Source organism: Veillonella tobetsuensis, assembly GCF_001078375.1.
In the GTDB taxonomy this organism is placed as follows: domain Bacteria; phylum Bacillota; class Negativicutes; order Veillonellales; family Veillonellaceae; genus Veillonella; species Veillonella tobetsuensis.
On record NZ_BBXI01000009.1, the window covers coordinates 132,613 to 149,193 of the forward strand.

The following is a 16,581-nucleotide window of genomic DNA, read 5'->3' on the forward strand; positions in this document are numbered from 1 at the left end:
CATTGTAATTGAGAATGATGTACCGATAGCCGTATATGGAATTTCAAAAAAGCCAATCAACGGAATGTACTGCATTTATTTCTTGGGTAATAAGATACTGGATACGAATTTGAAATTGCAAAAGGAATTTCTAAAACGAAGTAACGCAATCATAAAAGAGTGGTTATCCACTCATGAATGTTTATTCAATTTCATACATAAGAAAAATAACCGCTCGAAGCGATGGCTTACATCACTAGGGGCGGTTATTCATTCTGATATAACGCATAACGGAATGGAACTATTTACATTGAGAAAGGGGGATGCGAATGTGTAATCCTATTGCATTAATGGCAGGTCAATTGGTTACTACATTGTGGGGGCAACACCAACAAACCAAAGCACAAACTGCAATGTATAATGCACAGGCACAAGCAGCGGAAGCGAATGCACGTATATCCGATAGGAAACAACAGGATATTGCCAATCAAGCACTACAAGAGCGAGATAAGATGGACAATAAGATGCGGTTAATTGCAGGTCAGAATACGGCTGAAGCAGGCGCTACTGGGTTATCCATGAGTGGCACACCATTACAATTAATGGCTAGTAGCTACGATGAATACAACAAGGATATTAACAATTGGGAAACTAATAAGAATAACAGCATTTACAATGAATATCTTAATGGGGTTAATTATCGCAATGAAGCTAGTAGCGCAAGAGCAGCTGCATCTAATGCTAAAACGCAAGGGCGATTGCAAATGCTCGGTACTATCTTGAGTGGTGCATCTAGTATATATGGGATGAAACAACAATATGCAGGTGGTAAATACACAACTCAATATGGCGGTGATGTAAATGGTGTAACAGAAAGACCAGTTAAAACAGTTAAGAAAGTTTGGACTTTTAACGGCAGGTAACTATGAAATTAGTTAATTATGAACAAAATGAAAGATTGAATACAGTTAATGGTGAGTTTAGACCAACAATCAATGCGGAAGCATATGGTGTTAACCAAAACGGCATTAACACATTTGCAAAAGCATTAGATGATGCATCTAAAACTTGGCTTGAAATCGATAAACAAAAAGATTATATCAATGCTACAAATGCTATTAATGAATTTAATCAAAAAGTAACTGAATTAAAATTTGATAAAGATAAAGGGTTAATGTACCAAAAAGGTATGAATGCACAAGGAATACTACCTACATACCTTGAGAGTACACAAAAATTCCAAAGCGAACTTGCTGCTAAATATAACTTACGTACAACTGATGCGGTAAACGCTTTCAATAAAGCGGTTGAAACATCAAAAACAAACGATTTAGATGGTATATCTAGGTACATGAGAGGTCAGTACGAGGATGCACTAAGCACAGCCACACAAAATCAAATCAATAACTTGAACAACAATCTGTTACAAACGGGTGATGTTAATCAACAAATGAAAACATTAACATTAACAGGCGATTTAATAGAAGCAACTGGTAAACAATTAGGGCTTGATGATGAACAAATAGCATCTAAAAAACAACAAAACTATGATCTTAATGCTAAAACATTATTAGACAAAACTGTTGCTGATAATAATTCAGAAACATTGGACAAGCAGTTGACTGCATTAACTGGGCTTGCTAGTGAGAATGTATTAACACCATACAGGAAAATGTACCAACAAATGGGTATAAACAAAATCGCTAACAATGAAAACGATTTCGGCGCAATCCGATTAGCTGCAGGCGATGATGTAAATCGTGGTATGGACATTATGGGTTCACGCATACGTTCGCAAATGGAAGCTAAGAATAAGGAAGCTATGCAGTCAGGTGTTGGTGCTAATCAACATTTATGGAAATTAGCACAATATGCACATAATAAGTATGGTATCAATACAGAAATTGCATATAGGCAGTTGTATGCAGAGGGTACAGATGGTGGCAAACTTAGTAGATTAGCAAGAGAAAATCATAACTACGCAGGGCTAACTCAATCAGAACCTAATGGAGAAGAAAATAAACAACCAGATGGAACGAATTATTACAAAATGTATAATTCCGACGAAGAGTTTGTGGATGATTGGATTGAACACTATATTAAACCGAATGGCGCAGTAAACGCACAGAGCATAGACGAATACGCTGACAAGTTAAAAGCAGGTGGATATTATGGCGCAGATGCAGAACATTATAAAGAATTAATGCGCAATGTACCTATGACTAAAGGCGGTCAACCTGTTTATTCTGAAGATCAGATTGAAAAGGCGGTTAAACAAGGCCGTGAAAATTATAAAGGATGGCTGACAATGCAAATGAACATCGAAGCCAAGCAAGCTAAAGATAGAATTACTGCAGCTAAAATTGTATATAACCAATTAATAGCAAAAGGTGATTATGTAGGTGCATCATCTTACGCACACGCACAAGCAGCAGGCGCACAGACCGATATGGAAAAGGAAGCGTGGAGCGGTACAGAAGCATCAATGCGACCTAAACTTGATTCTATGTATGAAAAAGGCCTTAAATTAAATGCAAAACAAAAGTTTGAGTTGAAAAAATATGCTGAAACTCATACATACGAAGAAACACTAGCACACGCACAGAGAATGTATCCTGATAAAGTTGTTGATGATAGTTTCGATGGAGTGTTGCTTGAAGCGAACGATAACCGATTAAAGGCCAACAAAATTGATTTAACACCTTATGATAGCGAAATACAAAGTGCGTTGCCTGCTGACAAATCATTGCGTTCAAGTTTTGAATATGGTGTTAAACAAGAGATGTTAAGCCGTAAAGCTGACTTTGAAAGCAAACACGGCAGAGCGCCTACAGAAGCAGAAATGCATGATATATTTGAGGGCGCATTAGCAACACAAACATTACGAAGTACGGAAAAACCATATTTCGGTGATGGCGATGATTATAGCGCACCTATTAGTGCAGCAAGCAATAGAGCGATGGGTATTGTACATGTTGAACCTGTTGGCAACCATTATGTGCGTGTAACATATCAAGATGGCTCAACAAGAGATATTTACGAAAGCGTGTATAACAACATGCAAAGAAGATATAACGATAACGGAGATTAAAAATGGCTAAACAAACACTTGAACAAGAACGGCAGGAAGCACTAGCTGTACAGAATGGCTATGTTAAAACATCACCATCTTTTAGTGCTAGTGCTGGTGTTCAGTCTAAACCTACTGGCGGTTTTACTGAAGTTGGTAATGCAATAGGTGCAGGGATAGATACAACGGCACAAGTAGTTGATAATGCTATTAATGCAATTAAGGCTATTGCAAATACACCACGCACAATGGAAGAAACTAATGCTGATGGTACAACCACATATTATCCGTTTGGTAAAGCTGACAATCCATATCAAGGTTTAGAACCACTAGGACAGTCATTACAGAAAGTACTTCCTACAAGTGTTGTTAGTAATACGGATAGATTGTTTCTATACAATAATGATACCCTACGTTATAACGAAGCAGTTAGAATGGGAAAGGTATTAGATATTGACCCTGATGTAATTATGCGTGGTGATGATAAAGCGTTTGAACGTGCTGATTATTTATCAAGACGAGTTGAACGTGGCGCAGTATTACAAGATATATACGATGAATTTCCTGAACTGTATAAAGTAAAATATGGTTCACAAGCGGAACAATTACAAGCAATCAACAATCTACAATCAATTCGTGCTACGAAATCTACATTCGATGCAATTCAACAAGGTATTTGGTCTATGAACGATCAGATGAAGTTGGGTGATGTTGGATTTGAATTGGCACATACAAAAGACCCTGAACGTATTAACGAATTAACATCAGAAATGGAACGCTTACAAAATAACTTGCGCAACTACAGAACACCTGATGGAACTAATCCATTACAAGAAGTATTCGGACAAACGGCAGCACAAGCATACATGATGGGTAAACAAGGCGGTACAGGTGCAATCATAGGCGGTGCAATCGGTGCGGTAATTGGCGGTTTAACTACCGATGGTGTAGGTATAGGCGCAGGTGCAGTAACTGGTGCTAAATGGGGTGGCGGTGCTGACATGGCATACGAAATGTACAAAATGTCATTTGGCAACAAATACCTAGAACTCATTAATAAACGTGATGCAAATGGCAACAAAGTATACTCTAATGATGAAGCCTATAAATACGCCATGACATATGCTGCAGTTGATACAGGTATCGAAATGGCATCTACACGTTTCATGATTAAAGGTGTAGGTAAAGTAGCGCCTAAAGCGGTTATGTCAAAAGTATTACGAGGTGCTACCAGTGATACACTAGCAACATTTAATAGGGGCATTGGCACTACTGTTGCACAAATGGCTAAAGCATCTGTTAAAGCTGGCGGTTCTGAATTAGTTGAAGAGGGCTTGCAAGACATTAACGAAAAATTCCAACATAACCTATACCGCAATGCTAATGACCCAGAGGGAGTATATTCCATAGGTGATATGGCAGTAGGTGCAGGCGGTGCAATGCTACAAGCACTACCAGCCGTTATTGGTTTAGGCGCAATTGGTGGCGGTGTTAGTGGTATTCACACTATGAAAGCCTTTCACGAATTTCAAAAGCTAACACCAGAGCAACAACAACAAGCGGTGATGGCAGAACAAAATCGAAATGGTACTGCTATCATGCAAGCGTTGAAGCAAGATGCATCTTCAAACAAAATGGCAAAAGAAAACCCTGAGTTGTACGGAAAAATCGTACAAGCACAGGGCGATAATGTAGGTGTATCCACTGCATATGTAAATGTTAATGAAATGGCAGAAACAGAGCAAGGGCAACAAGCCATTAAGAATATGATTGATAGTGGTTTGGTTACGCAAGAGGAAGTATCGAAGAGTATCGAAGCTAATGCAGATATTCCTGTACCAATCGGAAAGTATGCACAATTAAGCGGTGGCTTGACGGAAGAAACTGTAAAGGCACTAGAAGAAAGTACATACTTTACTCGTGGTGGTATGTCTATGAAAACCCTTGAACGTGCAAAAGCGGAAGTGGAAGCCTTTAATAATAACCTAGTTGATGCAACAGAAAAGAAAGCACAACGAGTTAAAGAAAGCATTATCCGTGATGAATTTGAAGATGCAAGCGATGTAGATCGTGAAGTACTAGACCAAGTATTTGCTAACCCTACACAGGTTAAGCAAGCATACAACAACCTGTACAAAAACCTAGTGCAAGAGTATCGTGAAAACTACGCAAGCGACTTTGACAACATGGACAATGATATTAAAGAAGCTACGGCGAGTGGTGTAGAGCCAGAATGGTTGACTGATTATAAGTCTAATAATGGCGGTAAAGCACCACGCACGAATGCAGAACGTAGACGTGCAGCATTTCATTCTAGCGTAGCAAAAGCACAAACTGCATTTGTTGATAATACAGAAGCACTTAACCAAAGCAATATCCATCATGCTGATATGGAGCATACGCTACAACAAATTGAAAGCCTTGAACGCTTGCATGATAAGATTTTCACATTAGCGGATAACGATATAGCGTTACGGATGCAATTATCCAAGAGTGGCTATGAAGTGTACAACAAAGTAGTTAAAGCGATTGGCGAAAGTAACGATAGAAAACAACGTGAAACGGCAAAAGCTAATGCGTTGTTGATGGCACAACATGCTGATGTAATGGCACAATATATGCGACAAAAGGGAAAAGGCGGTTATACCGCTATGGATTATTTCCGTGATAGTATACAAATCAAGATGAATGCGGTTTTAGATAATCAAAAATGGTATGCACAACAATTGGTAATGCATCAAAAATTACAAGCCGATATAACTCAATGGGGGAAAATATTAAACGATTTACAAAACGGAACGCTTAAACAAGGTGTAAATAAAATAATGTCAGCACCTTTAGTGTTTAGCACAATTAAAGATCCTGACTACAAATTTACAACTGGTGATGTTTATATAACAACGAAAATGCTTAATAAAGTATTTGCCACTAAGCATGCACATAAGTTTGACTTAAATGTTATGAAACAGTTACCTGGTGCGTTATCTAATCCGATTGCAATATTCAAAAACTTTGACCCTGTTGCTAATGCATCGGTAAAAGGTGAGATTATTGCCGTTGTTGAATTAAGAGATACGCAAAATAACCTTGTTCATGTGCCGTTGGTTTTTGATGTTCAAAGCGGAAGAAATAGCTATCAAACTAGGGTTAAAAGTATATTCCCTAGAGTTAATACTACATGGTACTCTAATGCGATAAATAATGGCGATTTGTTATATGTTAATACAAAAAAAATAAACCAACTAACAGTCAATAACGTCCAATCAAGCGGACAAATGAGTGTTAGTTGGTCTAATATTATTAATAGTATACCAAATGAAAATGATTTAGACAAGCTCCGAAAGAAACATAATTATCAATATTATCAATCCGCATGGCATGGTTCACCACATGACTTTGATGAATTTGATTTAGGTGCTATTGGTACTGGTGAGGGCAACCAAGCACATGGATGGGGATTGTATTTTGCTAAAGATAAAAAAGTATCCAAACTGTATAAAGAGGTATTGAGTAAAGCACAAGGTTCTAACAAAAGCAGTTTATTTAAAGTAGAAATACCAAATGAAACAGAGTTATTACCAGAGCAATATCCTATTTCTGGATATAGTCGATATGTAAGAGATAGCTTGAAAAACGGATTACATAAAATGTCAGAAGAACAACTGGAACGTTTTACAAGTCTATTAATTAAATATCACAAAGGTTCTATTATTGGTGATGAACGAATAGATAAATACATACGATTTATGGATATTGGGTACATAATATCTGAGCTACACAATAAAAATAAAACAATAAATGACATCAAGAAAATTCAAAAAAGAAATATTGATAGATTTTTGAAGTCGGTAGGCATAGATGAAGATTTAGATACTATAGCCAGCAATGAAGATTTATTGGAAGAAGTGTATAAAAAGTTTAGATATGAATTGTATCCACAGTACGAAAAAGAAAAACAGTTAGAACGAGAACGTGAAGAAAAAGCGATCTCGAATGTTAAGGCTGATGTATATGGTGCATTAGAGAAAACAAATATTGATGGTAAACAGTTGTATTCGTTTTTATCTCATGCACTTGGTAATGATGAACATTTTAATCTTCATAGTGTGAAAAATGCTAAAAAGGCTAGTGAATTTTTAAATAGTATCGGTATAAAAGGCATATACTACGATGGCGAACAAGATGGACGATGCTATGTAGTGTTCGATGATAAAGCAATCAAAGTCATTGAAAAATACAACCAATCTGTTAATGGCATGACCGAAATTATGAGCGATGGTGAACGTATTATCAGCATCTTTAAAACCGCAGATAGAAGTACATTCTTACACGAAATGGGGCATGTATTCTTTGATGATATTCAAAAACTAGCATCTATGGACAATGCACCTAAACAATTACTTGATGATTGGAACGCACTCAAAGAGTGGAGCGGTTGGATTGATGGCGAAAACGTAGACAATACCAAAGCACACGAGAAATTCGCACGAGGTTGGGAAAGCTACTTACGAAGTGGTGAAGCACCAACAAAAGGATTACAACGTGTATTCCGTCAATTCTCTAAATGGTTAACTCGTATTTATCGTAGTGTTCAACGATTAGGCGGTGAAGTACCATCTGACATTAAAGATATAATGGCACGCATGATAGCTACACAAGACGATATTGAAAACTACGCACATGAGCAAGCATTAGAGCAATTTGAAAATACAAAATTGTATCAACAGTTGAGCGAAACCGAACAAGCACGAGTGCAAGGCTACATTGCTGACATTAAAGAAAAAGCTAAAGAACGTGTAATGCGTAAGTACATGAAAGAGTTAGATAATCGACCTATTAAAGAATGGGAAGAAGTAAAAGACGATGTACAGGTTGCAATCGAAAAGCGTTTAATCGAAGAATATCCTATCTATAAAGAACATCAACGATATCTTGCAATTGGCGATGCAGCGTTGGTTAATACTCAATACGGCAACATCGAAAACCTAAAGAAAGCAGAAATAGAAGAAACAGGGGCCACATTTGAAGATGCTATTAAGCAAGAGATGGAACACGCAAGATCCGAATTTGTTGAGGTCAACAATATCGGAAAATCCAATGAGCAAATAGCGGAAGAAATGTTATTATCTAACCAAGGTCAAATGGCACTTACAGAAGAAGAGGCTAAACTTATTAAGCAATATACTAATAAGGATTTGGCTAACAATTGGCAACTATTGGATAAATTGCAGCGGTTAGACCCTAATAGAGAAAATCTTGATGCGGAACTAGCACCGATTGAAAAGGCAATTACTAAAGCGGAACAAATCAAACAGGATAATGCAAAAGTAGCTAAAGAATTGAACTCTACTTCTAAGGAACTCGACAAAGCCGAAGATAAAATAGAGAAATTGAAAGCACAGTTACAAGAACGCATTAATGCTGTTCGTGCAATCCGTGATGGTGGATTTGGCACTATTCCTAAATACATGAATAAGGCCCGTGCTGAATTAGGTGATTTGACATTGGCACAAGCGAGCCAATATAAGAAATACCAAAATCAAGCAATCAGAGATGGTAAGAATGCAGATAGAGCATTAGCCGTTAATAAGGTAGAGGAAGCATTAGAGCATAAACAATCTCAAATGATGAATCAAGCAAGGGCTAGAGTGGCATTTGAAAATCAACAACGTATCAAGAAATTACGTACTAAATTGTTAGAACAAAATGCACGCATTACTCGTGCGAAAAACCCTGTAATGCTAGACCCTCAATTGCGGTACTTCTATACTCATATGATGTACCAAATGGGGTTGATTAAGCGTGACGGATTGATTCCTACAGATGGATTTGATGAAACGGTTATTACTAATCGACTTGACCCAGACGCAGGTATAGCAGGATTCAATACATTAATTAGTATGGATGATACTGTAAGCGGTATTTTTAATGCTAAATTACCTCGTACATTCGCTACCTTAACCGTTAATGAATTGAACATGCTCGAAGAATTAATGACTGGCATGTATAAAAACGGACGTAGGGAATATGAGCATAATAGCTTTTTAACCGAAAACGGCAATCCTTTATCTATTGATTATGTAGAACGTGATATCCTTGATAAGGCTATTGAAACATTTGGCGAAGTAGAAGAAAGCACTTTCAACATTGAAAATAGCAAGACTACTAAAAACGCTATATTCAATAAGATGGCTAACTTCATTGAATCGTTACAACAAATCAAAACCATCTTGCGCCGTTTAGATGGTGGCAAGGGTGGCCCTGCTGAAATATATATCTACGATACTATTAACCGTGCACGGCAACATTTCAACGAACGTCTTGAAAGTGAAACGATGCGCCTAGCTAAAAACGTAGCATTATATTCACGTAAGGAACTCTATAAAATCCGTAACGAACGAGGCTATCAAGTAGGGGACGCAAGAAACCTCACTAAAGAGCAAGTTATGGCCCTAGCCTTGAATTGGGGGACAGAACGTAATAGACAACGTGCTATAGAGACCGTAAAAGCCAATGAGGTTGAAATAGAACGACTATTCCAAGACGTACTCGATGATAGAGACTGGGAATTTATTATCCGTGAATGGGAGCAAATCAACTCATTTTATCCAGAACGTAGTGCAGTACAAGAACGCATGACAGGTAATCCATTAAAGAAAGAAGAAGGAATTACATTTAGAATCGGCGGACGTACCATAGAGGGGCAATATTACCCTATAATGTACGACCCTAAGACTAGCGGTAAATCTTCTAATCATGAAATGGAAGATATAGCACAATCATTCATGAGTAGTAATGCTACCTTTGGTTATGGCATGAGTGCTACTAAATCACGTCTTGATAAGGTGAAAGATAAACAATTGTTATTGTCTTTAGATGTAATACCTCGTGCAATTACAGAAAGCATCAATCACATTACGATGCGTGAGGCGGTTACGGATGTAAATACGTTAATTAATCGTAAAGAATTTGCGGACTATGTTACAAATAAACTCGGTGCTAGTGAGTACCAATACTTGCGCCAATGGGTACGAGACCAATGGACAACGGAAGTATCTCGGTTAACCGAATTTGACAATATGATGCAAACGATTAAGCGTAATATCTCATCTGCTGTTATGGCAGGCAAGGTAAGTGTAGCTATCCAAAACGTGGCGAATATTCCTGTGGCTATGGAACAATTAGGCGCAGCAAGAGTAATGCGTGCGTTATATCGTGCAGGTGTAGGCGTATATGGCCGAGGTTCTGGACGGTATAACGAAACTTATGGATTTGTATTAGGAAAATCCGTAATGCTCCGTGAGCGTGCACAAACACTTGATAAGGATATGCGTAGAGGTTTAGAAATTGGCGGTAAAGGATTTACGATTGATGGTAAATCTGTAGGCGGTTACACCATGGAACAATTAGGCGAGGCCCGTGATGCTATTAATAGTTGGGGTTACAGTCTACTTTCTGAAACGGATCTAATGCTTTCTGTTCCGATTTGGAAAGATGTATACGATGTGGAATATTCTAAACTTGTACAAAAAGAGGGTATATCTTTAGAGTGGGCAGACCAACGAGCAATTGAACTAGCTGATAAGGCTATCATTGATATATTTGGTAGTGGTGATATTAAAGACCAAGCAGGCATACAACGTAACAAAGGGACTATCGCTAATTTTGCGACTACGTTCTACACGTATGCTGGCACACTATGGAATATGCAACTTGACGGATTCTATGCATTTAAAGATAGAGGGGATTTCAAGAAATTCGCTCGTGTAATCTTCTATGACCTATTTATGCAAGCTGTAATCATGGTTATATATAATAATCTCTTTGGTAGTGATGATGACGATGACCCTACAAAAGTAGCTAAGTCATTAACTAAAGAATTTGTAAATCAAAGCGTCATGGGCGTACCGTTCGTGCGTGAGGGTATCACACAAGCTATGAATAGAATGTTAGGCGAAAAGGTATACAATCGTGGAACGTCGCCGTTATCCTATGCGGTAATCGATAAAATCGATGATATATTTACTGCTGTGAATAGTAGTAAAAAGGATTGGACGGACGTAGGACGTGCAGGACTACAATTTACCAATTCTATGACAGGGTTAAGCAATACACTAACCGATGGCGTCATGACAATTGCAAAATACGGTTTAACGGATATAGATGCAGAGCTCGAAGATTTGCTATATTCCGTCATTTTTGATAAACGATTGAAATCTAAGAAAGAAAAACAAAAGGAAAAAAAGCAAAATAAGCATTAATAAATAAGGACTACTCAATTATGGGTAGTCCTGTTTAATTAGAAAGGGGAACAAATATGATACCAGAGGTCAAAAAGCCTAGTGTAGTTTATCAATGTGATGGAGCAAATAAGAAATGGATATGGCCGTATGATTTCAATAGGATTGAAGATATAGCCTTAATTATTGTTGATGCTGACGGCACAGAAAGCGTGCAAATAGGAAACATCGATTATGATAAAGAAAGCAAAACTTTAACATATCCTACTGATGGTGATCCGTTAGACAATACGCACAAGGTTATTCTTGAACGTAGAACACCAATCACTCAAGACACGGATTTGCCTGATGAATATCCTTTCCAAAATATCGAACACATGACAGATAAGGTTACATTGATATTGCAAGAAATGCAGGAGAAGATGAATAGAGCCTTATTAATCCGTGTTGATAGCGATGAGGATGCAACTACAGTTGCACGTAAGATTGTAGATACATCGACAAAGGCAGCAAATGATGCTATAGATGCATATGAAAAAATCAAAGCCGAAAGTGATACTATTAATGCTAATGCAGAAATAATTAAAACATTAGGCGGTGAAATCACAGAATTAAGCCGTACAGTTGATGATAAACTAGCGACTAGCAATACTGCACTTAATACATCTAGTGCTAATGTAACGAAAGCAGAAAAGCTAGTGGCAGATGCAAAAGCGTATGCAGGACAAACAACTGTTGATAAGCGTGATATTAATGAGTTGGTGAGCCAAGCACGAACTTTAAAAACTGACATTGATAACAAACAAACATCAATCGCAAGTAACGCTATCAAGGCAACAGATGCAGCTAAACGCGCAGAAGTCGCAGCAAGTAAAGCGGAACAAATCGCCTTGCCTAATGGTGGTGGTTTGATTACCAAGACAGAAGCTGATACAAAATTTATTCCTAAAGATAGCCTATATGGCATCGTATCTGTTAAAGACTTTGGGGCGGTTGGTGATGGTGTAGCAGATGATACCGCATCATTCAAACGTGCTAATGATAATCTTAAAAATAAGATATTGTTAATTCCTAATGGCATCTACAAAATCAATGAGCATATCTCATTTGATACAGTTGATAGTGTAATGGATATGGGTACATACAATTCCATTAAGCCGTTCTACCCTACCGAAACACCAATGTTAAAAGGTGCATCAAACATCGCCTTTGTTAAAAACATCCAATATGGTGATGAGGTTAACCAATGTCAAGGCTTTACCTACAACGATAAAAAGAATGTGTTTTTGTTAGCTTGTATTAATAGCGATGGTACAAAACAAAACTTGTACGAACTCAATCCAGATACATTTGAAATCGTAGGTACATATAAGTTTAGCGACCCTGACAAAATGGGTCATTGTAACACTATGTGCTACAACAAATACACGAACAAGATTTACCTTGCCAATGGTTTAAAGAATGGTAATAACCTATCTGTATTTAATGCGGATACTATGACATTTGAAAAGACCATCACATTGAACGAGCGTGTATTTAATATCGGATATGATCCTATCACACGAACTTATGTGAGCATTGTACCAATTAGCGGTCAACAACGCTTACGTGAAGTCAACTTGTACAATGATGATTTCCAAAAGATGAAAACATATCAAATTGACTACCAATACGATGACTTTAACAACAATGGTGCATTAATGCTTAACGGATGCATCATGAGTGCAACGCTCGGTAGTTTGGTAGAATGCACACCATTTGGCACAGTTAAACAAATCATTGAAATCAATAGAACTACTGAAATTGAAGATATAGCATACTGCAATGGCAAATTTTATTTTGCGGTGCTAACAGAAAAACCTAGTAAACGGCATCAAGTTGATATTTATGTAGGTAATCCAAACCGAGATTATCAAAATTCCATTAATACTGCACGATTGGCAACGCTTGATTATCTCAAACTCACAGGCGGTAATGTAAGCGGTTCTATCGTGCTTAATAACAATACATTGTTAGAGGGCAAGAAAACCGATGGACATGGTGTGCGTATCGGTAAAGTATCAACATCTGATGCGGTGGAATTGGGAGACCCTAGCGTACCTGTATACTTAACTGGTACTACCTTGAAACACTATGACGGCACGGATAGTAGCACAGTATTAACTACTAAACATTATGACAAGGCTATTTACAGCAAGACTAAAGCGGACGAAGTATTTGTCAAAAAAGATGATGCAGGTTCATTTGGTTTTCCTTATTCTAAATTAGATACCGCAACAGATTGGAATACACTCACAACGCAAGGGTGCTATGAAATTAATTTTGATGGTGGTGATAACAATCCACCACGTTCGCATAAGCAAGGTATGTTGATTGTATTTAACTTTGGAGGTGGCAAATTAATCGACCACACGCTACATACATTAAACGGCGAAACATATCATCGTACTTTCATGGCTGATAAATGGGGTAGCTGGGGAAGAGTACAAACATCGTTGAATAGCCGATTGCAATTATGGAGTGCTAGCGGAAAAGTAGAGGTGGGTGTAAATGGCTGATATAACTATTAACGGGGAAGTTATAGCTACATTAACCGAAAACGCAAAAGACATGGGGAATAGTGAGTATTTAAAAATTATAATCGGTAGCAAGTCTTATTACGCTAGGCTTGCTACCGACACGAGCAAGCTGTTTGTGTACAAGGAAAACAAAAAACAATATGTACAGAAAGACGCTATCTTTTTTGAAACCTTTCGATACGAAAGAAAGTTCGAAAACTTTGAACAAAGATTTAATTTATGGTTGCCAAAAGGGGAATACTCAATCTCACTTGGAGCATCAACAACAATTTCAAAGACAATTACCATTGCAGAGGGGGAAGACGTTGGTATTGTATTTCAATGTGCAATATATAAAAAAACAGGTAATGGAAACAACCATTTGACAATCATGGATGGGAGTGGAACTCTATGTTACATTCATAACTATAACAATCGAAGTAATGCATGGTTCACAATATCTAGACAGGGAGATTGATTATTCGTAGGGAGATACAGATGATTGAAATATTTTTACCGATGTTTGATGAGGTGTTTAACGTGAGTGAGGCAGTACGAATTTCATTAGCTATATTTACAAGTGTGATACTTGTATTTGTAGATACATTTCTAAGGGTGTTTGTTGAGGCTAGAAACTACAATCTAGCAACTAAGAGAGAAGTTACAATTAAAAATACTTTACTGGCTATCCTGTGGCGAGGGTGGGCGGTAGTAGAAATTGACGGAAAGAAAAAGCGATTTTTAGTTAGCAACAAGCTGCGAGCAGACATGACCAAGAAATTGGTTATGTCTTATCCGTGGCTTTTTTTGTTGTCATTTATATTGTTGACATTGCCAGATGTAGAAGTACCTGTAATAGGCAAGGTAGATGTATTTTTAAGTACTTTGATGTATTTGATACCTATATTCATCGAGTTGGCAAGTTGTGTGGAAAACATGATTGAACTTGAATTTGTTGAAACGATATGGTTCAAGCGTGCGATTGAATTATTTAAACAGGTGATAGGGTTCGTTAAATCAGTAAAGGAAGCGATTAAATGATTGAAAAAATAAGTATACGAGAAGTACTGACAATCATCATATTAGGAACTGTAAATATAATGGCTATCCTATATGGTTACAACGAGTTGGCGATGAGTATATCGTCAGGATTGGTTGGATACCTAGGCGGACGTGAAAGTAATAGAAAGGAGCAACAAAAATGGAATTAGGCGGATTAAGTGCTGTATACGAAAGCAATGGAAACCCTGCTTGTGTATCAAGTGGTGTTAATGATGCAGGCGGTATTTCTTATGGCACGTATCAATTAGCTAGTAATTGCGGTAGCGTTGATGAATTTCTAGGTTGGGGGTTACGACAAGGCGGATTTTATACAGACTACGCAAGAGCATTGGTGGATAGTGGTGAAATCAATAGTGATGAGTTTATCGACCAATGGAAAGAACTCGGTGCTATTGATAGACAAGGATTTGCACAGATGCAACATGACTACATCAAGGCTAAATACTATGATGTAGCGTGTAAATTGTTACAAGATAACCTGTTCCATGTGGATAAACACTCCGACACATTGAAAGATGTGATATGGAGTAGAACAGTACAATATGGTGTAGGCAATATCGTTGATATGTTCAACGATGCATTGAAGTTAATGGAAAAGGCTTTGAATTTAGAATTGCCTAATCTATCCTACGTTGATGATAAGCGGTTCGACTATGACATCATCGCTTGTATCTATGATGTATGTATGACTACTGCATGGAATAATAGCGTGTTGCGTGATAATTTGAACGAGCGTTTCGCCGATGAAAAGTTTAGAGCGTTGGAAATGCTACAAAATGAATTAAACGAGGTGTAAGCCATGTTAATTAGTAAGTTGGTACAAACTATCAAGGAACACTACAAAATAGCCGTAGCGATTGCCCTATGCGTTTTTATCGCTATTGTAGGTGTAGTAATATATCATCACAAACAAAAAGAATTAGAAAAGCCTGTTATTCTTACACAAGAGCAGGCTAAATCACCTACAGAATTGTCAAAAACAATTCATGTTACTAAAACGGAAGCACAGGAAGTTATTTCCAAAAAGGAAAGAACACAACCGATAGCGACTTATTACACACAAGCACCTACAGTTGAAGTTGCAGCAGAACAGGTGAAACAGGATATTGCACATAGCAATCCTAACCTACCAAAAGTGGCTACTGAAAAATCTGATAGAACCGCAGTAGTTGCTAACACCGATGAACAAAAAGTCGATGTATATAAAATCAATCTAAACAAAGTACATAAGATAAAAGCTGGTGTTACTTTGATAGATAATAAAGCCTATGAAACTATAGGCTATCAAGCAGGTAAGTTTGAAGTGTTAACACATTTCAATGGACAACATTTAGAGGGCGCTAGCGCACTTTACACAGTAAAGGAATGGTGATCTAAATATCTCCGAGTTGCACGGCTTGCAACAATCAACTGTTAATTGACAGTTGGAAAGCATTACTTTATAACTGAAAGGAATAACACAATGGCACAAGTATTTACATTTGAAGGAAAAACACATCAATTCGCAGAAGATATTCAACCTAACAAAGAGGGGTTATATATGGCAACTCTAAAAGACGGCGATAACGTAACATGTGAAATGTGGTTTGTAAACGGCGAACTACACCGATTAATTGAATTAGACTAAACGTATTAGAGGGTAGCGTAATTGCTACCCTCTTTTTTTATTTCG

Annotated in this window: 9 protein-coding genes; all 9 read left to right on the forward strand. The window is 37.5% G+C overall.

Translation table 11 applies throughout. The annotated features are described in order from the left end of the window. The first annotated feature begins 308 nt into the window (after positions 1-308). The 9 genes from VEI_RS03520 (at position 309) to VEI_RS10325 (ending at position 16,536) form a co-directional block, all read left to right on the forward strand. Positions 309-902: a virion core protein, T7 gp14 family gene (locus VEI_RS03520; RefSeq protein WP_059361941.1), complete on the forward strand. Its 594-nt coding sequence runs from the start codon at positions 309-311 to the stop codon at positions 900-902. A gap of 2 nt (positions 903-904) precedes the next feature. Further along, positions 905-3,070 (forward strand): glucosaminidase domain-containing protein, encoded by a 2,166-nt coding sequence (locus tag VEI_RS03525; protein ID WP_059361942.1) that lies wholly within the window; start codon positions 905-907, stop codon positions 3,068-3,070. Positions 3,071-3,072: 2 nt separating this feature from the next. Further along, positions 3,073-11,310: a MuF-C-terminal domain-containing protein gene (locus VEI_RS03530; protein WP_059361943.1), complete on the forward strand. Its 8,238-nt coding sequence runs from the start codon at positions 3,073-3,075 to the stop codon at positions 11,308-11,310. Positions 11,311-11,366: 56 nt separating this feature from the next. Continuing rightward, positions 11,367-13,847, forward strand: a complete 2,481-nt coding sequence (locus VEI_RS03535) for a hypothetical protein (protein WP_059361944.1) — start codon at positions 11,367-11,369, stop codon at positions 13,845-13,847. Next, a complete protein-coding gene (locus VEI_RS03540) occupies positions 13,840-14,325 on the forward strand; it encodes a hypothetical protein (RefSeq protein ID WP_059361945.1) in 486 nt (161 codons plus the stop codon). Before VEI_RS03535 ends, VEI_RS03540 begins: the two co-directional genes overlap by 8 nt. A 20-nt stretch (positions 14,326-14,345) precedes the next feature. Next, positions 14,346-14,888 carry a hypothetical protein gene (locus tag VEI_RS03545; protein ID WP_059361946.1) on the forward strand — a complete coding sequence of 181 codons (543 nt, stop codon included), beginning with the start codon at positions 14,346-14,348 and terminating at the stop codon, positions 14,886-14,888. A gap of 160 nt (positions 14,889-15,048) precedes the next feature. Continuing rightward, positions 15,049-15,705, forward strand: a complete 657-nt coding sequence (locus VEI_RS03550; protein WP_059361947.1) for a VgrG-related protein — start codon at positions 15,049-15,051, stop codon at positions 15,703-15,705. A gap of 3 nt (positions 15,706-15,708) precedes the next feature. Next, entirely contained in the window at positions 15,709-16,281 is a 573-nt protein-coding gene (locus VEI_RS03555) for a hypothetical protein (RefSeq protein WP_059361948.1), read from the forward strand. Positions 16,282-16,371: 90 nt separating this feature from the next. Then, the gene (locus tag VEI_RS10325; protein ID WP_153280289.1) at positions 16,372-16,536 is read left to right on the forward strand and encodes a hypothetical protein; all 165 of its coding nucleotides are present in this window, start codon (positions 16,372-16,374) and stop codon (positions 16,534-16,536) included. Positions 16,537-16,581: the final 45 nt, after the last annotated feature.

What these genes read in the sequence shown, in the direction of transcription:
- VEI_RS03520 (WP_059361941.1), top strand. Translation starts at nt 309, where the DNA reads ATGTGTAATCCTATTGCATTAATGGCAGGTCAATTGGTTACTACATTG.
- VEI_RS03525 (WP_059361942.1), top strand. Translation starts at nt 905, where the DNA reads ATGAAATTAGTTAATTATGAACAAAATGAAAGATTGAATACAGTTAAT.
- VEI_RS03530 (WP_059361943.1), top strand. Translation starts at nt 3,073, where the DNA reads ATGGCTAAACAAACACTTGAACAAGAACGGCAGGAAGCACTAGCTGTA.
- VEI_RS03535 (WP_059361944.1), top strand. Translation starts at nt 11,367, where the DNA reads ATGATACCAGAGGTCAAAAAGCCTAGTGTAGTTTATCAATGTGATGGA.
- VEI_RS03540 (WP_059361945.1), top strand. Translation starts at nt 13,840, where the DNA reads ATGGCTGATATAACTATTAACGGGGAAGTTATAGCTACATTAACCGAA.
- VEI_RS03545 (WP_059361946.1), top strand. Translation starts at nt 14,346, where the DNA reads ATGATTGAAATATTTTTACCGATGTTTGATGAGGTGTTTAACGTGAGT.
- VEI_RS03550 (WP_059361947.1), top strand. Translation starts at nt 15,049, where the DNA reads ATGGAATTAGGCGGATTAAGTGCTGTATACGAAAGCAATGGAAACCCT.
- VEI_RS03555 (WP_059361948.1), top strand. Translation starts at nt 15,709, where the DNA reads ATGTTAATTAGTAAGTTGGTACAAACTATCAAGGAACACTACAAAATA.
- VEI_RS10325 (WP_153280289.1), top strand. Translation starts at nt 16,372, where the DNA reads ATGGCACAAGTATTTACATTTGAAGGAAAAACACATCAATTCGCAGAA.